The organism is Arthrobacter sp. TMN-50 (genome assembly GCF_054511125.1).
Window position 1 is genome coordinate 180,015 of the sequence record NZ_JBTNDG010000003.1, and the last position, 22,279, is coordinate 202,293.

The window sequence follows — 22,279 nt, forward strand, 5'->3', positions numbered from 1 at the left end:
GCATCAAAGCCTCCCGTCGAGCCCGGCGGCTAGGCCATTGGCTGCTTGACGACGACAATCAGCGTAAACCCAAGCGGTCAAGCAGCAGCGCCGCAACCCACTCCTGGTGGAAGGTGATGTGCCTGACTGGCGTGGATTATTTCTCCACCCTGGGTTACCAGCCGGCCATTGCGGCCGTTGCCGCTGGAGTCTTGTCCCCCATCGCGACCATTGTCCTGGTCCTGGTCACCCTCCTCGGCGCGCTGCCCGTCTATAAGCGGGTGGCCGAGGAAAGCCCCAACGGGGAGGGATCCATCGCCATGCTTGAGCGACTCCTACCCCGTTGGAGCGGAAAAATGCTGGTACTCGTCCTCCTCGGATTCGCTGCCACCAGCTTCCTGATCACCATGACCCTGTCGGCCGCCGATGCCAGCGCCCATTTGATTGAAAACCCGTTTGCTCCCGGCTGGATGCACGGCCAGGAGGTCATCATCACCCTGATCTTCCTGGGTCTACTCTCGGTGGTGTTCCTGCGCGGCTTCCGCGAGGCGGTGGGCATCGCCGTCGCCCTGGTCGCCGTGTTCCTGGCACTGAACCTTGTGGTGATCGTGGTGGCACTCGGGCAGGTAGCCCTCCAGCCGCCGCTGGTCGAGGACTGGTGGACCGCACTGAACACCCAACACGGCAACCCCATGATGATGGTGGTCGTGGCCCTGCTGATCTTCCCCCGCCTGGCGTTGGGCCTGTCCGGGTTCGAAACCGGCGTCGTCGTCATGCCGCTGATTAAGGGGCACCCGGGAGACGAACGCGAGGACCTCGCCGGCCGCATCGCCGGCGCAAAGAAGCTGCTGACTTCCGCCGCTCTGATCATGAGCGGGTTTCTCATCACCTCAAGCATCGCCACTACCATCCTGATCCCTGCCAAAGAGTTCCAGGAAGGCGGCGAAGCCAACGGCAGGGCATTGGCTTATCTGGCACACAAGTACCTGGGCGACGGCTTTGGAACTGCCTACGACATCAGTACCATCGCCATCCTCTGGTTCGCCGGTGCCTCGGCCATGACCGGGCTCCTCAACCTGGTCCCCCGTTACCTTCCCCGCTACGGGATGGCACCCAACTGGTCCCGGGCGGTCCGCCCGCTGGTGATTGTCTTCACGGCCATCTCCTTCCTCGTCACCATTGCCTTCAAGGCCGACGTCGAGGCGCAGGGCGGCGCGTACGCCACCGGGGTGTTGGTGCTCATCACCTCGGCCTCGGCGGCGGTGACCCTTTCGGCGCGGCGCCGTAGCCAACCTCTGGCGACCCTGGGCTTCGGCCTGGTCACTGTGGTCCTAACGCTGACCACCATTATCAACATGGTGGAACGGCCCGACGGCGTCCGGATCGCTGGCCTGTTCATTCTCGGCATCGTGGTGGTCTCGCTCGCCTCTCGCTTCAGCCGTGCGTTTGAGCTACGCACCACCGGGATCCGCCTCGACGACGAAGCGCTCCGGTTCGTCGCTTCCACCAACGACGGCGACATTCTCCTCATCGCCCACGAGCCCGAGCGTCTCACCGCCGGTGCCTACCGCCGGAAACTCGAACATGCCTGCACAGTCAGCCACCTGACTCCGGCCGACAATCCGCTGTTCATTGAGGTGATCGTTGACGACTCCTCAGACTTTGAGACCGCGCTCCAGGTACACGGCGTGACCCGGCATGGCTATCAGATCCTGGAGGTCCACAGTTCCAACGTGCCCACCACCATCGCCGCAGTCATGCTGCATATCCGTGACATCACCGGACTCATGCCGCACGTCTACTTCCGCTGGACCGAAGGCCACCCGCTGACCAACCTGTTCAAGTTCCTTATCACCGGCGAGGGGGAGATTGCCCCGGTCACCCGGGAGGTACTTCGGGAGGCGGAGCCCGACGTGACCCGCCGACCATGGGTGCACGTCGGCTAGCTGTATCGACCTGAACTTTGCCGACGAATTAGCCGCCCGAGGCGGCAGGAACCAGGGTCCAGAGCACGACGGCCTGTTCATCGGTGGGATTCACCCAGGTGTGCGGCTCACGTCCGGGGAACGTCACGGTGTCTCCGGCTTCCAGCTCGTACCGGTCATTCGAAAAGATCAACACAAACTTGCCGGCCACCACATGGAGAGTCTCCACTTCGCAGTCAACCGAGTACAGCTCCGACTCACCGCGCCCATTGGGTTCGATGACGGCGCGAATCATCTGCAACCGGCGCTCCGAGCGGGCAGTCACCAGGCGCTCGTTGATCCCCTCGCCCCCCAGACTGATCCGGGGCGCCTCACCCAGCCGGGTGAGGTGGGTCTCCGGCACCAGGAACAGATCGCCAATCGACACCGACAGCACCTGGCAGAGCGTGACGAGGGAGGCGACCGACGGCGAGGTCAGATCCCGCTCGACCCGACTCAGGAAGCCCTTGGTCAGGGAAGTGGCAGCGGCGACCTGTTCGATGGTCATCCGCTGGGATTGCCGGGCAGCACGGATCCGTGATCCGATGGCTATCGGAGCGTTACTGGGTTCTACAGGCAGGGCCTTCACAGGGGTCCCATCTTTCTGTCCGGGGCACTCCCCCGGACGGACATCGGCTTTGAGCTTACCGAGAATTCCGCGGCCCTGGTCGGCAGCGCTAGCTCCCCGCAAGAACCCTCCCAGATCCGGGAGGGTTCCCCCTTGTCATACCGACGGAGACTTAGGGCTTGGCTATGGAGGCTCCGATTCGCCTGCCCGGCCTGCTGCTGCGGCCGCGGCCGACGGCGTCTGCCTTGGTATCCAGTTCGGCCTGCCTGATGTCCGCTGAAGTTATTGGGCCATCCTCTTCACCGGTCCAGGACTTGATGGCGCTCCAGGTAACCGCGGCGAGAGGCACCGACAGAATTGCTCCAACAATGCCCGCCAGAATGGTGCCGGCGGTCAACGCCACCAGGATCACCAGGGCATGCACGCTCAGCGACCGGCCCATCACCACCGGCTGCAGGAAGTTGCCTTCGATCTGGTTCACCGCGATGACGACGACGACGACGATCAGCGCCGTCGTCGGCCCTTCGGCGACGAGCGCCACCAACGCAGCAAGTGCTCCAGCTGCCGTCGCCCCAACGAGGGGAATGAACGCACCAACGAAGACGATGACCGCCAGTGGCAGAGCCAGTGGGATGCCCAGGAATAACAATGCAATTCCAATGAAGACCGAGTCCACCAGGGCGATGATCGCCGTTCCGCGCACGTATCCGCCCAGTACCTCCAGCCCATGGATACCCACCCGGCGGGCCTTGACGAGGCGTTCGCCCTTGAACGGGCGCAGCGTAAAGGCGAAGATCCTGTCGCCGTCCTTCAAGAAGAAGAACAGGATGACCACCATCAGCACTGCCCCAGTGAGGAACTCACCCGCAGCGGTGATACCGGTGACGGCGCCAGCGCCAACCGAGGCGCTGGTGGCAAAATCAACCAACGCCGCCTGCGCATCAGCGATCTGCTGCTCCTCGATTGGCAACGGGCCATTGAGAATAAACTCGTAAATCTGGTCGAAGCCGGTGGTCGCACTATCTACCAGTTCATCGGACTGGCTCTGGACGGCGAACACAATTCCGGTGGTCACACCGCCCAGCACCCCCAGCAGGAGGAAAAAGGAGAATGCTGTGGCGAGCGCGCTGGGCCAGCCCTTTCGCCGCAGCCAGTTCACTAGCGGGCCGATGGCCGCCGCGAGGATCAGGGCAATGATTAGTGGGATGACCACGAGTCGCACCTGGATCAGGCCGAAGATCACGATGACCGCCAGGATCAGGATCAGCAGGACCTGCGCGGCCCGGGTACTGCTGCGACCCAGCGAGTCCTTCCATGGGCTCCCGGTCCCTTGCTCGGTGTCGACGCTGGCGGTAACCGCGGGGCGTACTTCTCCGCGCGGCGCCTCCGCGGGACGCCTGAATATGCTAAACACAGTCACTATCTCCTTGTTTCCTCATGATGCCCAGCTCAGCTGTCGCCGGCAATCAGTCTGTCTCGGACCTGGCGACGCAGTACCTTGCCGATCAATGACCGTGGCAGTTCGTCTACCTCAACAATACGGCGCGGTATTTTGTAGGCCGCCAGCGAGCCCCGGCAGTGAGCCTTCAGCACGTCGTCGCTCAACTGGTGCCCCTCGCGTACGACGATGGCGGCCACCACCTCTTCGCCTCCCCCGGTCAGCGGCATCCCGACTACCGCCACGTCGGCGACGCTGTCATGGGTTAGCAGCGCTTCCTCCACCTCGGTGGGAGCCACGTTGAAGCCACCAGTCACAATAAGCTCTTTGATCCGGTCCACGATAGTGACGAACCAATCGGCGTCGACCCGAACAATGTCTCCGGTCCTGAACCAACCGTCGGTACTAAGGACCGCACGGGTGTCCTCAGCATTTCGCCAGTACCCCTTGAACACCTGGGGCCCGCGGATCAGCAGTTCACCGGCGTCACCGGGCTCGCGGTCCTGGTCCGAATCTTCCGGATTGACCACGCGAATCTCCGTGTTGGGGAACGGCACCCCCACAGTCCCCGGCTTCCGGCTGGGTCCGATCGGGTTGCCGAGGGAGATCGGTGACGTCTCGGTGAGCCCGTACCCCTCCACCAGATAGCCACCTGTCACGGATTCCCACAGCTCGATCGTTGCAGGCGGGAGATTCATCGCCCCGGAGATCGCGAAGCGAATGCTTTTCAGGCTGACCCCACGCTCTACAGCACGCTTCGCCAGGCGCTCGTAAATCGGTGGGACCGCGGGCAGGAACGTGGGCGGGCTGGTCTTCGCCGCGTCCAGCACCAGGTCTTCATCGAACTTCGGGAACAGCACCAGCCGGGCCCCAATGCTCATCGCGAAGGTCAGGCACAGGGTGAGCCCATAGGCATGGAACATCGGCAGGACCGCGTAGATGACCTCCTTGCCGTCGCCGAGACCCGGCACCCAGGCCCGTCCCTGAGCCGCGTTGACCAGTAGATTCCGATGCGTGAGGATTGCCCCCTTCGGGTGGCCGGTGGTGCCACTGGTGTACTGCAGTGCGGCGACGTCGGTGGCTACCGGGCCGGGATGGGCGGCCGTCAACGGCTTGTTGCCGACCAGGGATTCCCAAGAGGTGACGCTTCTGCTGCCGGACAGTTTGGCGCTGGTGGTCAGCGCACCCCGGGCCGTCCGTGCCTTCCGGAGGGGAAGCCGCAATGCAGCGCGTTTGGAGAACGGCATTGCCCGGGTCAGGTCGACGGTCACCATGGTGGTGACGGGAACGTCTGCCGGGAGATCCTGCACCCGCTGCGCGGCCTTGTCCCAAACGATCGCGACCCTCGCCCCGTGGTCCTCGAATTGGTGCCGCAACTCGCGGTCGGTGTAGAGGGGGTTATGTTCCACCACAATGGCTCCAAGCCGCAGGACAGCATAGAAGGCCACCACATGCTGCGGGCAATTGGGCAGCACCAGTGCCACCCGGTCGCCCGCAACCACACCGAGCCGGCGCAGCCCCTCGGCGGCCCGCTGGATCGCCTCACCGAGCTGACGGTACGTGGTCTCGGCCCCGAAGAACTCGAGGGCTATTTTCTTGCCGTACAGCCGCGCGGATTCCTCGACGAGGTTGACGAGGGAGCCATCAGGGATTGCGACGGCGGCTGCCACTCCTGGACCGTAGTTGCGCACCCAGGGGGCAGGGTTTTCAAAAGTCATCAGTCTACTTCCTGTCTAAGCCTGTTGAACTCTATCCTGATTGGCGGGGCAACCTGATCATGCACTGCCTACCAGATTACGTTTCACCCGTGAAGTGGCTGGAACAGGACCGCGTAGATTCCTGCGGCGCCCACTGCCATCACCACAGCCGATGTGACGATGATGGGTGCCACATCCGCTGTCAGGACCCCGCTACTCATGCCCTTCAGGCTGCGACGGTACCGGACCTGTTGGCTCACATAAATACCGAGGGCCGCCAGCAGCAACGCTGTGATGAGGATCAGTGCAAACCACCCGTATTGGGGCACCCAGCGCCCAAAGAGCACCCCGCAGACCACCAACGCCAGCAGGGTCCGCCCCCAGGCAAGGGTGGTGCGCTCGGGCTGCAAACCCGTATCGGTGGGCGTCGCGTGGCTCAATGGTTATCCTCAGGCCGGTCGGATGGCAACGACGACGACGACGGCGGCAGCCACCGCCGTCGCGCCAAGAGCCAGCAACGGAGCAACAAGCGGCAGCGGCAGCGGCGATCCGTGACGCATTGCCCGCTCAACGTTTAGCCACCGAAAGCAGGCTGTGGCGGCAATCAGCATGGCCAGCAACAACAGCAGGATAGCAATGGCTTTGCGGATCAACGGGTCAAACAGGTCGACGGCGAAGGCTTCGACGGCGATCCCCCCGGCCAGCAGCGCGAGGGACGTTCTGATCCAGGCGAGGAAGGTCCGCTCGTTGGCCAGCGTGAGCCTGGGATCTGGGTCAGTCCCACCACCCAGCAGCCGCTGTGTCAGGGACACACGGTGAGGCGACTTATCGGGTCTGGCGGTCATCCCCTCATCTTAGCGAGCGGCGCTCAGCCCTACCGCCCCTGCACCCCTTCCACCCCTTCCGCGCGTTCCTCCCTCCCGCCCGTTCCGCCGAAGGGTTGGTCTCGCTCCGGAACGCACTCGCGATAGGATTAAGTCTGCGAAGGGGAGTAGCTCCCGCTCAGCATCCTGTGCGCAGGGGGAACTGAGTAGCGGCCTGTCGACACACTGGCCATCGATGATGATGGCCCGGCAGTCCACCGGCGAAAGTTGCCGGCGAGCGAGACCTTCGGCCGCTTCAACGACGGCCGGAGCCCCGTCACGGCCCTGATCGCTACAGACCAGGAGACCCAGTGACACAACGGCAAGACAACCCTACAGCCGCTGATATTCGCCGTTGGCGGCAATATTTAGCGGACGAACGCGCCGAGGCAGCGACTTACCGCTATCTGGGCAGCCGCCGCGAGGGTGAGGAACGCGAAATTCTGCTCGCCCTTGCCAAAGCTGAGGGCCGGCACGAGGCGCACTGGCTGTCCCTGCTGGGCCCCGACGCCGGAAAACCGGCCCGCCCGTCCGTGCGTAACCTGGTGCTTGGATTTCTGGCCCGGCGTTTTGGCAGCGTGTTTGTGCTGGCCCTGGCCCAACGAGCCGAAAGCAGATCCCCCTATGCTGGGGATCCCACAGCAACGGACGCCATGGTGGCTGACGAACAGATCCATGAAGAGGTGATTCGTGGGCTGGCAACCCGGGGCCGCAACAGGCTATCCGGCAACTTCAGGGCTGCAGTCTTCGGTGCCAATGATGGGTTGGTCAGCAACCTGGCCCTCGTGCTCGGGGTCGGCGCCACCGGCGTCTCCGCCGGCTTTATCTTGTTCAGCGGCATCGCCGGCCTGCTGGCTGGCGCTCTATCCATGGGCGCTGGCGAGTATGTATCGGTGCGGTCGCAGCGTGAGCTACTGGCAGCGTCGCGGCCCACCCAGATCACCCTGACCGCTGCCAAAGAGCTCGATATCGATGCCAACGAGCTGGTGTTGGTGTACCGTGCCCGGGGGATGTCCCGCGAGGCGGCCGAGCACCGCGCCTCGGAGCGGCTGGGCCTGCTCGACTGCGATTGCGATCCGAGCCTGTCCCTCCAGCCGCAAAGCGCTGGCGAGCGGGATGAACACGAGCAGATTGGCACCGGGCTGGGCGCAGCCGCATCGAGCTTCTGCTTCTTCGCTTCCGGCGCGGTGATCCCCATCCTGCCGTACCTGGTCGGGCTCAGCGGGATGCCCGCCGTCATCCTCGCCTGCGTCCTGGTCGGTTTGGCACTGCTAGGAACCGGTGCCGTCGTCGGGCTCCTCTCGGGCGCCTCACCGCTGAAACTGGCATTGCGGCAGGTTGCGATTGGCCTTGGGGCGGCCGCCGCCACCTACCTGCTGGGGCTGGTGTTCGGCGTCGGGCTTCTCTGACCGGATCCCGCTCCGCCGGAAGTCATGCCTTGGTGACGTACCGTTCCAGTTTCACGAGGGTCTTCTCCATGGCAACGGGGTTCTTGCGAAGGAAGCCCATCGGCCGTAACACAATCCGCCCGGTCACCGAGCGGGCGTCCCACTGCTCGGTGACGAGGGTGCCGCCGTCGCGTGGTTCGAGGAGATAGCTCCAGGTGGCCTTGGTGAAGTGACGCCAGGTTATCCGTCGCCCCTCCTCGAACTCGGTGACCTGGTTGAGGATTTTGTACTTTGCCCCGATGCGCATGTCCATGCCGAACTTGGCGCCCTGGTAGAGGCGCTGCGGCCCGCCCGGCTGCTCTCCCCGGACGGTATCCGAGCCGTCGATCACGCTGTGCAACGCCGGGGTCGCCAGGACCTCGAAGATGTCGCTGGCGGGCGCGTTGATGAATCGTTCACGGGTGATCAGGTAAGAGTTCATGCATCTATTCTGCCTCGTCGGCTCGGGCTTGAACGGCTCACCCTAGCGAAACGCCAGGGTGCGAGCTGTCCCGTCATAACCCTGCTCCGGTGCTGCCAAGCCGAAGAGTGCCCCGACAGTGGGCGCAACGTCGATGGTGCGGGCCGGTTCGGATGAGACCCGACCGCGTTTCACCCGGGGGTTTCCACCGGAGATGAAGAACGGGATTGGTTCAGTTGCCGGGTGGCCGTGGTTTCCGGGGATGGGGTTGGACACCACCGCAGGATCCGAGAAGCGCCAACCGGCCCGACAGGTGGCAATCAGGTCCCCTGCTTCCGGCCCAAGCCTGAGTGTGGCGGGAACATCAACAGCAAGCACTCCCGGATGCGACACCACGAGACCCCGGATCTCCCTCAGCGCTGCATCCCGTACCACCGGATCGCCAATCCAGTACAGTAAGTCCGCGCCACCGTTCTGGGCAATCACCAGTTGCGAGCGCAGGTCTGGGCGGGTGCTGAGGATCGTGTTCACCGAGATGACGTTGGTGGGAATGGACCAGTCCATGGAGTGATCGGCCAGCACCAGAACCACGCTGGACTCCCATTTCCCCGTTTCTTTCAGACGTGCGATGAACCGACCCACCTGGAGGTCGGTCGATTTGAGGGCAGCCGTCCGTGCGGCCTTCACCGTGGTGCCACTCAGATCGCTGTGGCCCATCCGGTCCACATCACCCAGATTGGTGAAGACCAGGTCGGGATCCACCGAGTCCACCATGGCAATCAACGCGTCCATGGTTGCAACGTCCGGGGCATGGCCGCTTACGGGAATGATGGGTGTCGGCTCCCAGCGGTAGGTGGCCCGCTCGCCGAAAATACCGAACAGGTAGTCCTTACTAAGCACGGTACCGGTGGTGTGGCCCGCCGCATTCAGTCGTTCCAGCAGTGTGCTGAACCGTAGATCGGAGGGCCGGTCGAGATCGCGCAGCATCGACTCGGCGCGGTCATAGATCTTGTTCGCTGGCACGCCAGTCCGATCGGGCCGCGCACCGGTCATCATCATGACGTGATTGGGAATGGTTTCCATTACGGGCAGCGAGCGGGCGGCCGGGAAGTTGGTTCCCTGTGACCGCAACTGCGCCAACACCGGTGTGAGCGATGAGGAAATTTCGCTGGGTTTGCACCCATCTACCACCAGCACGTACACCCTGAGAGGATCGCTCACCGCGGTGGGCCGGGCCCAGGCCGCGCCGTTTGCCCCGGAGAGAACGACTGCGGTTCCACCAGCTGCGGCTATCCGCAGGAACTGTCGACGCGAGGACCCGCTCACAGGACACCGCCAGCAGCGGCGGTGACGCGTTGGGTGCCAGCGTCGACGCGCCACGAGGTGGAAATTCTACTGGTCGCTGCTTTGTCCGTTCGATCCGAGAGCACGTACCAATCCATTCGGGTACCAGCCGGGGTAACGTCCAGCACCGAGTAACCGTGGGAGTCAAAGTCGAGATACTTCACGTGCGGGTTGCTGGCCTTGAAGGACTCCTCCACCGCGATGGACGCTGTGCGAGGAGGAACGTTGAGGATGTCATCAAGGTTGTCGCTGGTCACCGAGGTGCAGACCAGTTCGGTGGCGACGGAATTCCCCGAAACCGGGTAGGTGAGGGGATCTGCCGGAAGATCACAGGCCCAACCCGAGTGGATGTCTCCGGTCAGAAATACCGTGTCGTTCACGGCGTTGTCACGCAGATGCCGAAGAACCCTCGACCGGTCAGCCGTGTAGCCGTCCCACTGATCGACGTTGTAAGGGATGCCGTCAATTGTGGTCGCGCCGAGCAGTTCCTGGACGGCACCCACCTCCGACGCGCTGAGCGTTGAAGGGAAGCGGACCGGGGTGATCATCACCGGATTACCCACCAGCTTCCACTGAGCTTCCGGTGCGGTCAATCCGTCCAGCAGCCACGACATTTGAGCTTCTCCGGTGATGGTGCGGTCTGGCCTGTTGACGGCGGGATCCACCACCGAGGATGCCTGCTCGCTGCGGTAGCTACGCAAATCCAGCATCGAGATGCTAGCCAGTGCCCCGAAGGTTAGCCGGCGGTATAGGTTGCCACCCGGTTCATAACGCACGGGCATCCACTCGGCGTAGGCCTGCTGCGAGGCGCCGAACCGATCCCGCCAGGCCCCCTCGACTCCCTCGGTATGGTTCTCCGCGCCATCCGACCAAGCGTCGTTAGCGGACTCATGATCATCCCAGGTCACCACAAACGGCGCAGCGGCATGAAGCACCTGGAGGTCGGGGTCCGTTTTGTACTGGGCGTGGCGCCGACGGTAATGCTCAAGGACCGTCATCTCCACCGGCGGGTCATGCGGCCGGACCACCACGTCACGCGCCTGATACTCACCAGGCGCATATTCGTAGAGGTAGTCGCCCAGATGCAGCACCAGATCCAGGTCACCGCGGGCGGCTAGATGCCGGTAGGAAGAGAACCATCCCGCCTGCAGATTAGCGCAGGACACAACGCCGATGCGCAGCTTTTCCACCGGCGCACCCACGGCGGGTGCTGTCCGGGTCCGGCCAACCGGCGAGACAACCTTTCCGAAGCTGAAGCGGTACCAGTAGGTCGTTGCTGAAGCCAACCCCCTGGGCTCAGCCTTGACGGTGTGGTCACGGGAAGCTCCCGTGGGTGTGGCTCCACGGGCCACCACGCGCCGAAAAGCTGGGTCCAATGCCACCTCCCACCTAACGGTCACGTCCACCCCTTTACCTGAACCGGGCGTCGCCGCAGCTTCCGGTGTCACCCGCGTCCACAGCAGTACGCCGTTCGGCAGGGGGTCACCGGACGCCACCCCGTACTGGAACTGAGGGTTGACCGCGGGGCGGTCCACACGGGCAGCCCAAGCCGAAGGGAGCACTGCCGGCCAGGCGACTGTCCCGGCAATAGCGGTTACACCAGCAGAGCGCAGCAGGGTTCGTCGAGTCAGGGGCGTCATGTCTCAATTAGATAACGAGGGTCAGGTTTTGCCGACCAATTGTGCTGCCTCTCCGGCAACGTTATCGCAATGTTTGAGTATTCGAAGCCGAATGTTCGCCGGAAGTTGGTTCCGGGTCCATAGCCCCGGTGTTGTCCTTTCCCGGGTGTGCGGATGAAAGCGGATCTGGCTCGATCACCGTGGACAGAGGGGTTTCCTTCACAAAATACAACAGCACGGCAGCCATCACTCCCAGCGGCGCGAGGTAGAGGAACAGCGGAGTGAGGGCGTCGTTGTAGGACTCGATCACCGCGCTCCGGGCGGCGTCCGGCAGCGTGTAGACCAGTTGGGGGGTGAGCGAGTTGGTGCCGCCCTCGGTGCTCACCGCACCGGCCGGGAGACGTTCGGTCAACAGGTCAGCGACCCGCGCGGTGAAGAGGCTGCCGACGATTGCCGAGCCCAGGGTCGCACCGATCTGGCGGAAGTAGTTGTTGGAGGCGGTGGCCGTTCCCACCATCCGGTTGGGGAACGTGTTCTGCACAATCAGCACCAGGATCTGCATGCTGAGGCCCAGCCCGGCGCCGAGCAGGCCGATGTAGGTGCAGATGATCCACAGCGCGGTGGCCGGCTGGATGGTCGAGAGCAGGAAGAGTGCGACGGCGACCATGAGGGCCCCCACGATGGGCATCCACTTATAGCGCCCGGTCCGGCTGACGACGATCCCCGATGCCGTGGAGGTGAGCAGGAGCGCACCCATCATCGGAATCATCAGCAGACCCGCGTTGGTGGCACTGGCTCCGGTGACCATCTGCAGGTAGGTCGGCAGGTAGCCGATGGCACCGAACATGGTGACGCCGATCAGCAGGCCACCCACGGTGGTGAGGTTGAAGTTGCGTTCCTGGAAAAGATGCATCGGCAGGATCGGCTCGGCAGCGCGTCGCTCCACCATGACGAAGGCGACACTGCTGATGATCGTTGCAGCGATGAGACCGAGGACGACCGACGAGGTCCAGTCGTACTGGGTTCCGCCCCACGTACCGACCAGCACTACCGAGGTGGTGGCGATGGCCAGCAGCATCATGCCGCCGATATCGAGCCGTGAGCTGTTGATCTTGCGGCTCGGCAGGTGCAGGAAGAACGCCACCACGAGGAGCGCAAGGACGCCGAGCGGCATGTTGATCCAGAACATCCAGCGCCAGCCGGGGCCCTCAGTGAAGAAGCCGCCGAGCAGGGGTCCAGCCACCGACGCGAACGCAAACACGCCACCCATAACGCCCATGTACTTGCCGCGTTCGCGGGCGGGGACAACGTCGGCGATGATCGCCTGGGAGAGGATCATCAGCCCGCCGCCGCCAAGACCCTGGATGGCGCGGCCCGTGATCAGCCATGGCATGTCCGGGGCGAGGCCGCCGACAATCGAGCCGACCATGAAGATGCCTATCGCGATGAGCAGCAGGTTCTTGCGGCCCATCAGGTCACCGAGTTTGCCGTAGATCGGCATCACGATAGTGGCGGTCAGAATGTAGGCGGTGATTACCCAGAGCATCTGGTCAACCCCGTTGAGCTCGCCGACAATCGTGGGGAGCGCCGTGCTGAGGATCATCTGGCTGAGGGCCGCCAGCAGCATGGAGAGCATCAGGCCGATGAACAGCAGGGGCATGCTGGTGGGTTTCCCGGCGACGGCAGCGGGAGTGGTTTTGGTAGTGGTACTCATTGGATTTCCGGGAGGACCTCTCTGAGGAGTGCGTTGGCGATGGTGAGGGCCGCGAACTGATGATCAAGGGTGGGGGCGTGTGCGGACTCCTGCATCGCGTAGCGCAGGGGTGCTCCGGCGATCAGCACGATCATCCGGGAAATGTCTTCGGACCGGTGCTGGTGAGCGACGTCGGCCCATTTTGCCGAGTCGGTGATGCCCGCGGTGACCACGTCGCGGACCAGCTGTTCCACCTTCAGGAAGTAGGCGAGGCGACGCTGCAGCCAGGTGTCGTCGGTGAATGGGTCCTGCAGGCCGAGGATCGCGTCCTCTTTGGTGCCGAAGTAGTTGAAGAAGGTGCGGGCCGAAACGTTGGCCTGGGCGGCGATCGTCTCGGTGGTGACCCGGTCCGGGCCGTTCTCGAGGGTGAGCCGGGCGGCGGCCTCACGCAACGCAGCCCAGGTCTCGGTTCGTTTTCGGTCCCGCAGGGAAAGTAGTTGACTCACCGAACCATTGTGGCACTGGAGCGCGTTTTACACGACTGCAAAATTGCGGCGCTGCACTTTTGTGAGGTGATGTTAAATGCCGAACGCGCCGACCCCTGTGTACACCACAGCGCCGACGCGTTCACGGATGAACCTAAGGCTTCAGGAGCACCTTGATGGCGCGCCGCTCGTCCATGGCTTTGTAGGCTTCGGCAGCGTCCTCGAGGGGCATCTCGACGTCGAAAACCCTGCCCGGGTTGATCTTGCCGGCAAGCACGTCTGCCAGCAGTTCCGGGATATAGGTGTGGGCCGGTGCCATGCCGCCGCCAACGGTGATGTTCTTGGCGAACAGCAAGCCGATGGGGAGTTCCGCGCCGCCGGCGGGAACGCCGACGAAACCGAGGTTCCCACCGGGACGGGTGCTGGCCAGGGCCTGTTCCATCGATTCCTTGGTGCCCACGCATTCGAGTACCGAATCCGCGAGCACTCCCCCAAGCAGTTCACGAACCTTCTTCACACCGGCATCTCCGCGCTCGGCAACAATGTCGGTGGCGCCGAACTCGCGGGCCAGCGCCTGCCGGTCCTCGTGCCGGGACATGGCGATGATTCGCTCTGCACCGAGGCGCTTCGCGGCGAGCACACCACAGAGCCCGACGGCGCCGTCGCCGACCACCACCACGGTCCGGCCGGGGCCGACCTGCGCGCTGACCGCCGCGTGGTGCCCGGTGGACATCACATCCGAGAGGGTCAGCAGGCTCGCCGTCAGTTCCTTATCCGGATTGGTGACGCCATCAACCCGGCGCAGGGTGCCATCGGCCTGCGGTACCCGAACCGCTTCGCCCTGGGCTCCCTCAACGTAGTGGCCAAACTCATCGTCGCCACCCCAGGAGGTGAGGTGGTCGCAGGCCACGGTCACACCGTTAAGGCACTGGGGACACGTACCGCAGCTGTCCACGAAAGGGGAAATCACAAAGTCGCCGACGGCCAGGTTTTTCACCTCGGGGCCGACTTCCGCTATTACGCCCACAAATTCGTGCCCGATCGCCCGGGTACCGCGGTTCTTGCTGATCCCGCGGTACGGCCAGAGATCCGATCCACAAACGCAGGAGGCAGTGACCTTCACGATCGCGTCGGTCGGGCGCTTGATCGTGGGGTAGTCGCGGTCCTCAACCCGAATATCGCCGGGACCGTGAATGATGGTGGCACGCATACATACTCCTCATACTGGGGGTGTGGGTGTTTAGTAAGCCTAACGCGGGCCTCCCAGCACGGGTTCCGGCACGGCTGCCCACTAACATGGGCTCCCTGGTGAGCATTGACGTCCATGCCCGACGACGCCCCTCGCCCCGCGGGCGGGTGTGCGCCGAGGGCACAAAGAAGGCCCCGGCTGCTGGACAAATCCAGCAGCCGGGGCCATTCAGTCAAGGAATTACAGTCCTGCGTACACTTCGCGGAGCAACGTAGCGGTCTCGGAGGGAGTCTTGCCCACCTTGACCCCGGCAGCCTCGAGGGCTTCCTTCTTGGCCTGGGCCGTTCCCGCGGAGCCGGAGACGATGGCGCCGGCGTGGCCCATGGTCTTGCCCTCAGGAGCGGTGAAGCCCGCCACGTAGCCGACAACGGGCTTGGTGACGTTGGCCTTGATGTACTCGGCGGCACGTTCTTCAGCGTCGCCCCCGATTTCGCCGATCATGACGATGGCCTTCGTTTCGGGGTCCGCCTCGAACGCAGCGAGTGCGTCGATGTGGGTGGTCCCCACGATGGGGTCTCCGCCGATCCCGATGGCGGTCGAGAAGCCCAGATCGCGCAGCTCGAACATCATCTGGTACGTCAGGGTGCCCGATTTAGAGACGAGGCCCACGCCACCCTTGCCGGTGATGTTCGCCGGGGTGATGCCGACCAGGGACTCGCCCGGCGTGATGATACCGGGGCAGTTGGGTCCGATGATCCGGGTGACCTGGTTGCCGTCGGCGTCGACCTTGGACTGGGCAAGTGCCCAGAACTCGGCCGAATCCTGCACGGGGACGCCCTCGGTGATGATGACGACGAGGCCGATGCCGGCCTCGATCGCCTCAACGACGGCGTCCTTGGTGAAGGCTGGTGGCACGAACACGATGGAGACGTCGGCGCCGGTTTCCGTCATGGCTTCGCTGACCTTGCCGAAGACCGGCAGGGTAACGTCGCCGTGGGTGACGGTGGTGCCAGCCTTGCGGGCGTTGACTCCCCCGACCACCTGGGTACCTGCAGCGAGCATCAGAGCGGTGTGCTTGGTGCCTTCGCCGCCAGTGATGCCCTGCACAATGACCTTAGAGTCTTTGTTGAGAAAAATTGACATACGTTATTCCTTAATCCTTTGGACCCGGCAGGTTCGTTGGCCGGGAAGTGCAGGCTCGATCAGCGGGCGGCGTAAGCCAGTTCGGCAGCCTTGTCGGCGCCTTCATCCATGGTGTCGGCGAGGGTGACCATCGGGTGGTTTGCCTCAGCGAGGATGCGGCGGCCTTCTTCAACGTTGTTGCCGTCGAGACGGACCACCAGGGGCTTGTTTTCCTTGTCGCCCAGGATCTGTAGCGCCTCAACAATGCCGTTGGCGACGGCGTCACACGCGGTGATGCCACCGAAGACGTTCACGAACACACTCTTGACCTGGGGGTCGTTCAGGATGACGTCGAGCCCTGCGGCCATGACGGCCGCTGATGCTCCACCGCCGATGTCCAGGAAGTTGGCTGGCCGCACGTTGCCGTGGGCTTCGCCGGCGTAAGCGACGACGTCGAGCGTCGACATGACCAGACCGGCGCCGTTGCCGATGATGCCCACTTCGCCGTCGAGCTTGACGTAGTTAAGGTCGTTGGCCTTGGCCTTGGCCTCGAGGGGATCGGCTTCGTCCTGATCCTCAAGGGCGGCGTGGCCCGCCTGACGGAACCCTGCGTTCTCGTCTATGGTGACCTTGCCGTCGAGGGCGATGATGTCGCCGTTTCCGGTCTTGACCAGCGGGTTGACCTCCACCAGGGTGGCATCTTCCTTGACGAAGACGTCCCACAGCTTGATGATCGCGTTGATGACGCCGTCGTGCAGTTCGGGGGCGAACCCTGCCGTCTCGACGATTTCCCGGGCCTTCGACCGGTCGATCCCGACGGCGGGGTCGACGGCGATGCGGGCCAGCGCCTCGGGACGCTCCACGGCCAGCTGCTCGATCTCCACTCCGCCTTCTACCGAGCACATTGCCAGGTAGTTGCGGTTGGACCGGTCCAGCAGTACCGAGAAGTAGTACTCCTCGGCGATGTCAGCGCCCTGCGCAATCATCACCTTGTGAACGGTGTGGCCCTTGATGTCCATGCCGAGGATGTCCGAGGCGTACTTGAATGCCTCATCGGGGGTCTTCGCGACCTTGACGCCGCCCGCTTTGCCGCGGCCACCAACCTTGACTTGAGCCTTGACGACGACGACACCGCCAATCTTCTCGGCTGCCGCCTTTGCTTCTTCGGGGGTATGCGCCACGATGCCGGCGAGCACGGGTACTCCGTGTGCCTCAAAAAGATCGCGCGCCTGATATTCGAACAGATCCACAGGCCAGTGTCCTTCTACGTCGAAGTAGGTTTACACAGGGAACTTTAGTCCCTTGGCGTTCAGCGCCCTTCACAGACTACCGGTTTAGTGACCAAGGGCACACTTCTATGGTTTGTAGAAAAGACTTGCGATGAGCTAGAGGAGCTACCCGGTTTTGGTCAGCGGCGCGTACCGCAGCAGCAAACGCTTCTCGCCGACGTCGAACGACACCTTCGCCACTGTTTTATCTCCGGCACCCTCGACGGCCAGGATGGTCCCGTTGCCGAAGCTGGTGTGGTTGACCTTGTCCCCCACAGCGACCGAGAGGACTTCTTTCTGCGGTTGGACCCGCCCGACGACGGTCGCCGACCGGGTGGGCAGCCCCCGCCCAGTGTCGCCACTCGCAGTCCCGGCTCCCCAGTGGGATCCGCTGAACCGATTGTTCCCTCCGATGGCTGCGCCTCCGGACCAGATCGGCCCCGAGGCACCCTCCCGTTTCCAGTTGATGAGTTCACTGGGTACTTCACCGACAAACTGCGAGGCCGGGTTGTATTGGCTTTGTCCCCACATGCTGCGGACCTCGGACCGGGTGATGTAGAGGCGTTTCCGGGCGCGGGTCAGCCCTACATAGGCGAGCCGGCGTTCCTCAGCCAGCTCCTTCGGGTCGGTGGCCGAACGCTGGTGCGGGAAGATTCCCTGCTCCATGCCGGTCAGGAACACCACGGGGAATTCGAGCCCTTTGGCTGTGTGCAGGGTCATCAGGGTGACCACGCCCAGGCGCTTGGCTTCGGCCACCGCCTGTTCCACCTCCGCTGCGGAACCTTCGGGTGCATCGGGGATCTGGTCGGCGTCGGCCACCAGGGAGACCTGCTCAAGGAAGTCGCCCAGCGTTCCATCCGGGTTTTCCTGTTCGTATTCCCGGACCACCGCCACAAGTTCCGCAAGGTTCTCCACCCGCGACTCGTCCTGCGGGTCGTTGCTCAACCGCAGCTGCGCCAGATAGCCAGTCTGTTCCAGGACCGCTTCCAGCGCCGCGGATGCACCCGATCCGTCGGCCACCTCGGCGAGGTCATCGATCAGTTTCACGAAACCGTTGACTGCGTTCATTGACCGGGTGGCCAGTCCCGGCGCCTCATCCGCCCGGCGGAGCGCCGCCATAAAGGACATGCGTTCCCGTTCGGCGAGCGCGGCCACGGCGTATTCGGCCCGGTCGCCAATCCCGCGCTTGGGTTCGTTGAGAATCCGGCGGAGGTTGACGACGTCGTCCTGGTTCACCAGGACCCGCAGATACGCGAGCGCGTCCTTGATTTCCTTGCGCTCGTAGAAGCGGGTGCCGCCCACCACCTTGTACGGCAAGCCCACCCGCATCAGAATTTCCTCGATGGAGCGGGACTGGGCGTTGGTGCGGTAGAAAATCGCGACGTCACCGGGGCGGAGATCGTCCTCGTCCTGAAGCCGGTCAATTTCCTCTGCGATGAACCGGGCTTCCTCGTGTTCGTTTTCACCCACATAGCCAACGATCAGCTCGCCGTCACCCTCTGCGGTCCACAGCTTCTTGTCGGGGCGGTCGGGGTTGCGGGAAATCACGGCGTTGGCAGCGCTGAGGATGGTTTGGGTGGAACGGTAGTTCTGCTCCAGCAGGATGGTGCGGGCGCTGGGATAGTCGTTTTCGAACTCGACAATGTTCCGGACATCGGCGCCCCGGAACGCATAAATCGACTGGTCCGAGTCGCCCACCACTGTCAGCTCGGCGAGTGGGATCACTTCGCTGTCGTCGCTCGGGTCCTGGGTAATACCGACAATCTCCCGCACCAGGGCGTACTGGGCGTGGTTGGTGTCCTGGTATTCATCCACCAGGACGTGGCGGAACCGGCGGCGGTAGTAGTCGGCTACCCCGGGGAAGGCCCTGAACATGTAGACGGTCTGAGCGATCAGGTCGTCGAAGTCCATCGCGTTGGCCTGGCGCATCCGCTGCGCGTACCCCTTGTAGACCTCGGCGACTGCCTGCTCGAACGGGTCGGAGTAGTTGGCGGCGCTGGCGTAGCTTTCCTCGTCGATCAACTCATTTTTGAGCGCCGAGATTTTGTGTTGGATGGTTTTAGGGGTGAACCGTTTGGGGTCCAGGTCCAGCCCCTTGGCAACTAGGGTGACGAGCCGCAGGGTGTCGGCTGAATCGTAAATGGAGAAGTTGGAGTTCAGGCCCACCGATGCGGCCTCGCGCCGCAGAATCCTGACGCAGGAGGAGTGGAAGGTGGAGATCCACATGCGCTTGGCAACGTCTCCGACCAGGGCTTCGATGCGTTCGCGCATTTCGGCGGCAGCCTTGTTAGTGAAGGTGATCGCCAGGATGCCGCCGTGGTGGGCGCGGCCCGTTGCCATCAGGTAGGCAATGCGGTGGCTGAGCACCCGGGTCTTGCCCGAGCCGGCACCGGCCACGATCAGCAGCGGCGACCCACTGTGGCGAACGGCTTCTTCCTGCTGCGGGTTCAGGCCCATCAACAGTTCCCGCGCGCGGGCACTATCCCGGCGCCCGACGCCGTGCGGTGCTTCGGGCGAACCGTCAGCAGAGCTGGAGGCGGCCGAGGGCCGCGCTGACGATGTCGCGCGCCGCCCTGAACTGGCGGGAGTGGAGCCGAGGTGTGGGTCGAAAAGCATATCCATGGTGCCATCAAGTCTAGTTGCTGGCACTGACGAAGCCGGTTTGGCAAGTCCACCTCACGCAAACGCCCACCGGTTCAAAGGAAGCCGGTGGGCGTTTGTGCTCTAGATCGGGGTGGTGATTATGGTTTGGCTTCTTCGATATCGTCAGCGTCGATACCCAGTTGCAGGAGTTTGCCGCTCTTACGATCCGCCAGATAGGCCTTCATCTCGCGTTTGATGACCGGCAGCAGCAAGTACACGCCGAGCAGGTTCACGAAAGCACAAATGAACAGTGCCGCGTCAGCGAAGTTCAGCACCTGGGTGAAGGTCAGAACGGTTCCGACAACGGTGAAGAAGAGGAATACGCACTTGTAGATGATTTCGGATACCTTGCTGCGTCCGAAGAGATATTCCCAGGCCTTGAGCCCGTAGTAGGACCAGGTAATCAGCGTGGAGAAGGCGAAGAGAGCAACAGCGATAGCCAGGACAATCGGGAACCAGGAAATGACGGTGGCGAAAGCGTCGGACGTGAGGATGACGCCGTCGGGAGCACCGTCGCCGGCCTGGACCTGGTCAATGCCCGCTTGCAGGCTGGGAGCGCCGGCAATGATGATGGTCAGGGCTGTCATGGTACAGATGACCACCGTGTCGATGAGTGGTTCGAACATCGCTACGAAGCCCTCGCTGACGGGGCGGCGGGTTTTGACAGCCGAGTGGGCGATGGCGGCGGAGCCGAGGCCAGCCTCGTTGGAGAACGCAGCACGCTGGAAGCCGACGATCATGACGCCGATGAACCCGCCCGCCATTCCGGCCGGGGCAAACGCACCCTCGATGATGGAGGCGAACGCCGCTGGGACATTGCCGATATTGACGATGATCACGAAAAGGCAGGCTGTGATGTAGACGGCGGCCATGGCCGGCACCAGCCGGCTGGTGGTGGCACCGATTGACTTGATGCCGCCGAGGATCACGGCACCCACCAGGGCTGCGAGCACCAGGCCGAAGATGAGGGCCGCCCCAGCACTGCCGAGGAACCCGTCGGCGCCGCCGGTGACGTTCTGCACCTGGGCGAAGGTTTGGTTGGCCTGGAACATGTTGCCGCCGGCCACGCCGAAGATGAGGATGGCGACGGCAAAGATCCCGGTCAGAATTTTGGCTGGCAACTTACCGAACTTGGCGAACGCAATCGGAAGGTATTTGAACGGGCCACCACTAACAGTGCCGTCGGCATGGACCTCGCGGTACTTCACGCCGAGGGTACATTCAGCGAACTTGGTGGCCATGCCCAGCAGACCTGCAAGGATCATCCAGAACGTGGCACCCGGGCCACCGAGGGCCATCGCAGCACCGACGCCGGCAATGTTGCCAAGCCCCACGGTGCCGGACAGCGCCGAGGTGAGCGCCTGGAAATGAGGCACCTCCCCGGGGTCGTCCTTGGAGGAGTATCGGCCCCGGACCACTTCGTAAGAAACCTTGAGGTGTCGGAACTGGGCGAACCCAAAGTAGATCGTGAAGATGATGCCGGCGGCGATCAGCCACGCGACAACAACGGGAAAGCTGATGTCCCCAATGGTGATGGGGAAAAAGACGATGTCGGAGAACACTTTGGTGACGGGCGCGAAGACCGAATCAATCGCGTCCTCGACCGCTGCGAGCCATCCGACTTCATCCGCGACGCTGGTCATAGGTAGTGCTTGGTTAATTGCCATTCATCTAAACAACCGCAAATCAGGCTGTGTTTGCAATCACAGATGCCTCAAATAGCATATTTGTCACCAAAACGTAACGTGATTCACAGTTATTCCTCAGTTCCACGTGTATGGGGAGGATTTTGGTCGCACTGCTGGGATAATCGCTCCATGTCCAAGACCCGAGCACAGATCGCCAGGAAGCATGGACCCGCCGCTGCGGGTGATCCCAATGCAACTCCAGCCGTTGTTCCACCCCGCAGCAACGGAAACATGCTCCTGATCGCCGCCGCTGCCACGGCCGTCCTCCTCTTCGGGTACTACCACCTCCTTGCCCTGGGCCAGATGAACCAGCTCGCCGATGGACTGACAATGCCGGACATGATGTTCGGTGGCTACGGATCAGGCTACGTCGCGGACTTGCAGGCGGCCATGGACGACGACGCCCGCGGCCAACTCAGCTACCTCCACAAGACTGCGGGAACCTTGTTCCCGCTCATCTTCGGCATTGCCTGGCTACTCCTGATCCAGCTGAACGTAGATCGCCGCTGGCTGCGCTGGGTACTCTGGGGTCCGCCGCTGCTGTTCGCCGTGGTGGATCTGTGGGAAAACGTGGCCATCGATTCACTGCTGGCCGCAGGGGCGCCCGACGACGGGCAGGTCACCCTCGCCTCGGCGCTCACGATAGCGCGCTGGTTACTGCTGGGCTTGTCCTGTGTCGCGGGCCTGCTGGCTGTGCTGCTCCCGGCCGGCGTGCGCGGCAAGGTTCTCGCACCGCCCCCCACCTAGGCTGGGGCACTGCCGGAAAGCAGGTAAGCTGATACCGCTGTACCCGCCTCTGTAGCTCAGTAGGATAGAGCGTCCCTCTCCTAAAGGGAAGGTCGTCGGTTCGATTCCGGCCAGGGGCACCAAC

18 protein-coding genes and 1 tRNA gene are annotated in these 22,279 nt (G+C 63.4%); 4 read left to right on the forward strand and 15 right to left on the reverse strand.

Annotated elements, in window-relative coordinates:
- The first annotated feature begins 116 nt into the window (after positions 1-116).
- On the forward strand, positions 117-1,925 hold the full coding sequence (locus ACX80A_RS07130; protein ID WP_459259046.1) for an APC family permease: 1,809 nt from the start codon (positions 117-119) through the stop codon (positions 1,923-1,925).
- A gap of 28 nt (positions 1,926-1,953) precedes the next feature.
- Here the strand turns inward: ACX80A_RS07130 and ACX80A_RS07135 are convergent, their stop codons facing one another.
- From ACX80A_RS07135 to ACX80A_RS07155, 5 genes are all read right to left on the reverse strand, one after another.
- Complete coding sequence (locus ACX80A_RS07135) at positions 1,954-2,532, reverse strand: cupin domain-containing protein (protein WP_459259047.1); 579 nt, start codon at positions 2,530-2,532, stop codon at positions 1,954-1,956.
- A 151-nt stretch (positions 2,533-2,683) separates the two neighbouring features.
- Positions 2,684-3,925: an AI-2E family transporter gene (locus tag ACX80A_RS07140; RefSeq protein WP_459258993.1), complete on the reverse strand. Its 1,242-nt coding sequence runs from the start codon at positions 3,923-3,925 to the stop codon at positions 2,684-2,686.
- A gap of 35 nt (positions 3,926-3,960) precedes the next feature.
- On the reverse strand, positions 3,961-5,667 hold the full coding sequence (locus ACX80A_RS07145) for a long-chain-fatty-acid--CoA ligase (RefSeq protein WP_459258994.1): 1,707 nt from the start codon (positions 5,665-5,667) through the stop codon (positions 3,961-3,963).
- 83 nt (positions 5,668-5,750) lie between these two features.
- On the reverse strand, positions 5,751-6,086 hold the full coding sequence (locus tag ACX80A_RS07150) for a DUF202 domain-containing protein (RefSeq protein ID WP_459258995.1): 336 nt from the start codon (positions 6,084-6,086) through the stop codon (positions 5,751-5,753).
- Between the two features lie 9 nt (positions 6,087-6,095).
- Positions 6,096-6,491, reverse strand: a complete 396-nt coding sequence (locus ACX80A_RS07155) for a YidH family protein (protein WP_459258996.1) — start codon at positions 6,489-6,491, stop codon at positions 6,096-6,098.
- A gap of 329 nt (positions 6,492-6,820) precedes the next feature.
- On the opposite strand from ACX80A_RS07155, the gene ACX80A_RS07160 reads away from it, so the two are divergent.
- Positions 6,821-7,918, forward strand: a complete 1,098-nt coding sequence (locus ACX80A_RS07160; protein ID WP_459258997.1) for a VIT1/CCC1 transporter family protein — start codon at positions 6,821-6,823, stop codon at positions 7,916-7,918.
- Between the two features lie 22 nt (positions 7,919-7,940).
- On the opposite strand, the gene ACX80A_RS07165 is transcribed toward ACX80A_RS07160, so the two are convergent.
- The 10 genes from ACX80A_RS07165 to ACX80A_RS07210 all read right to left on the reverse strand — a co-directional run bounded on the left by ACX80A_RS07165 (position 7,941) and on the right by ACX80A_RS07210 (position 21,363).
- The gene (locus tag ACX80A_RS07165; protein ID WP_459258998.1) at positions 7,941-8,378 is read right to left on the reverse strand and encodes an SRPBCC family protein; all 438 of its coding nucleotides are present in this window, start codon (positions 8,376-8,378) and stop codon (positions 7,941-7,943) included.
- A gap of 42 nt (positions 8,379-8,420) precedes the next feature.
- Positions 8,421-9,683 (reverse strand): alkaline phosphatase family protein, encoded by a 1,263-nt coding sequence (locus ACX80A_RS07170; protein WP_459258999.1) that lies wholly within the window; start codon positions 9,681-9,683, stop codon positions 8,421-8,423.
- Complete coding sequence (locus ACX80A_RS07175; RefSeq protein ID WP_459259000.1) at positions 9,680-11,341, reverse strand: alkaline phosphatase D family protein; 1,662 nt, start codon at positions 11,339-11,341, stop codon at positions 9,680-9,682. The genes ACX80A_RS07170 and ACX80A_RS07175 overlap by 4 nt, the downstream gene beginning before the upstream one ends.
- Positions 11,342-11,402: 61 nt before the next feature.
- Positions 11,403-13,034 carry an MDR family MFS transporter gene (locus ACX80A_RS07180; RefSeq protein ID WP_459259001.1) on the reverse strand — a complete coding sequence of 544 codons (1,632 nt, stop codon included), beginning with the start codon at positions 13,032-13,034 and terminating at the stop codon, positions 11,403-11,405.
- Positions 13,031-13,519 carry a helix-turn-helix domain-containing protein gene (locus tag ACX80A_RS07185; RefSeq protein WP_459259002.1) on the reverse strand — a complete coding sequence of 163 codons (489 nt, stop codon included), beginning with the start codon at positions 13,517-13,519 and terminating at the stop codon, positions 13,031-13,033. Before ACX80A_RS07185 ends, ACX80A_RS07180 begins: the two co-directional genes overlap by 4 nt.
- 133 nt (positions 13,520-13,652) lie before the next feature.
- A complete protein-coding gene (locus tag ACX80A_RS07190; protein ID WP_459259003.1) occupies positions 13,653-14,708 on the reverse strand; it encodes a zinc-dependent alcohol dehydrogenase family protein in 1,056 nt (351 codons plus the stop codon).
- A 219-nt stretch (positions 14,709-14,927) separates the two neighbouring features.
- Positions 14,928-15,830, reverse strand: a complete 903-nt coding sequence (sucD, locus tag ACX80A_RS07195) for a succinate--CoA ligase subunit alpha (protein WP_459259004.1) — start codon at positions 15,828-15,830, stop codon at positions 14,928-14,930.
- Between the two features lie 59 nt (positions 15,831-15,889).
- A complete protein-coding gene (gene sucC, locus ACX80A_RS07200; protein WP_459259005.1) occupies positions 15,890-17,059 on the reverse strand; it encodes an ADP-forming succinate--CoA ligase subunit beta in 1,170 nt (389 codons plus the stop codon).
- A 144-nt stretch (positions 17,060-17,203) separates the two neighbouring features.
- Complete coding sequence (gene pcrA / locus ACX80A_RS07205) at positions 17,204-19,693, reverse strand: DNA helicase PcrA (protein ID WP_459259048.1); 2,490 nt, start codon at positions 19,691-19,693, stop codon at positions 17,204-17,206.
- A gap of 125 nt (positions 19,694-19,818) precedes the next feature.
- Positions 19,819-21,363 carry an alanine/glycine:cation symporter family protein gene (locus ACX80A_RS07210; RefSeq protein WP_459259006.1) on the reverse strand — a complete coding sequence of 515 codons (1,545 nt, stop codon included), beginning with the start codon at positions 21,361-21,363 and terminating at the stop codon, positions 19,819-19,821.
- A gap of 174 nt (positions 21,364-21,537) precedes the next feature.
- Here ACX80A_RS07210 and ACX80A_RS07215 point away from each other — a divergent pair, with 174 nt between their 5' ends.
- Positions 21,538-22,155, forward strand: coding sequence for a hypothetical protein (locus ACX80A_RS07215; protein ID WP_459259007.1), 618 nt, complete (start codon positions 21,538-21,540; stop codon positions 22,153-22,155).
- A 45-nt stretch (positions 22,156-22,200) separates the two neighbouring features.
- Positions 22,201-22,277 (forward strand) — tRNA-Arg (locus tag ACX80A_RS07220).
- Positions 22,278-22,279: the final 2 nt, after the last annotated feature.

Excerpts from the sequence above, each read along its gene's own strand:
- ACX80A_RS07130 (WP_459259046.1), top strand. The coding sequence starts at position 117 with ATGTGCCTGACTGGCGTGGATTATTTCTCCACCCTGGGTTACCAGCCG.
- ACX80A_RS07145 (WP_459258994.1), bottom strand. The coding sequence starts at position 5,667 with ATGACTTTTGAAAACCCTGCCCCCTGGGTGCGCAACTACGGTCCAGGA.
- ACX80A_RS07155 (WP_459258996.1), bottom strand. The coding sequence starts at position 6,491 with ATGACCGCCAGACCCGATAAGTCGCCTCACCGTGTGTCCCTGACACAG.
- ACX80A_RS07165 (WP_459258998.1), bottom strand. The coding sequence starts at position 8,378 with ATGAACTCTTACCTGATCACCCGTGAACGATTCATCAACGCGCCCGCC.
- ACX80A_RS07175 (WP_459259000.1), bottom strand. The coding sequence starts at position 11,341 with ATGACGCCCCTGACTCGACGAACCCTGCTGCGCTCTGCTGGTGTAACC.
- ACX80A_RS07180 (WP_459259001.1), bottom strand. The coding sequence starts at position 13,034 with ATGAGTACCACTACCAAAACCACTCCCGCTGCCGTCGCCGGGAAACCC.
- ACX80A_RS07190 (WP_459259003.1), bottom strand. The coding sequence starts at position 14,708 with ATGCGTGCCACCATCATTCACGGTCCCGGCGATATTCGGGTTGAGGAC.
- sucD (WP_459259004.1), bottom strand. The coding sequence starts at position 15,830 with ATGTCAATTTTTCTCAACAAAGACTCTAAGGTCATTGTGCAGGGCATC.
- pcrA (WP_459259048.1), bottom strand. The coding sequence starts at position 19,693 with ATGCTTTTCGACCCACACCTCGGCTCCACTCCCGCCAGTTCAGGGCGG.
- ACX80A_RS07210 (WP_459259006.1), bottom strand. The coding sequence starts at position 21,363 with ATGACCAGCGTCGCGGATGAAGTCGGATGGCTCGCAGCGGTCGAGGAC.
- ACX80A_RS07215 (WP_459259007.1), top strand. The coding sequence starts at position 21,538 with ATGTCCAAGACCCGAGCACAGATCGCCAGGAAGCATGGACCCGCCGCT.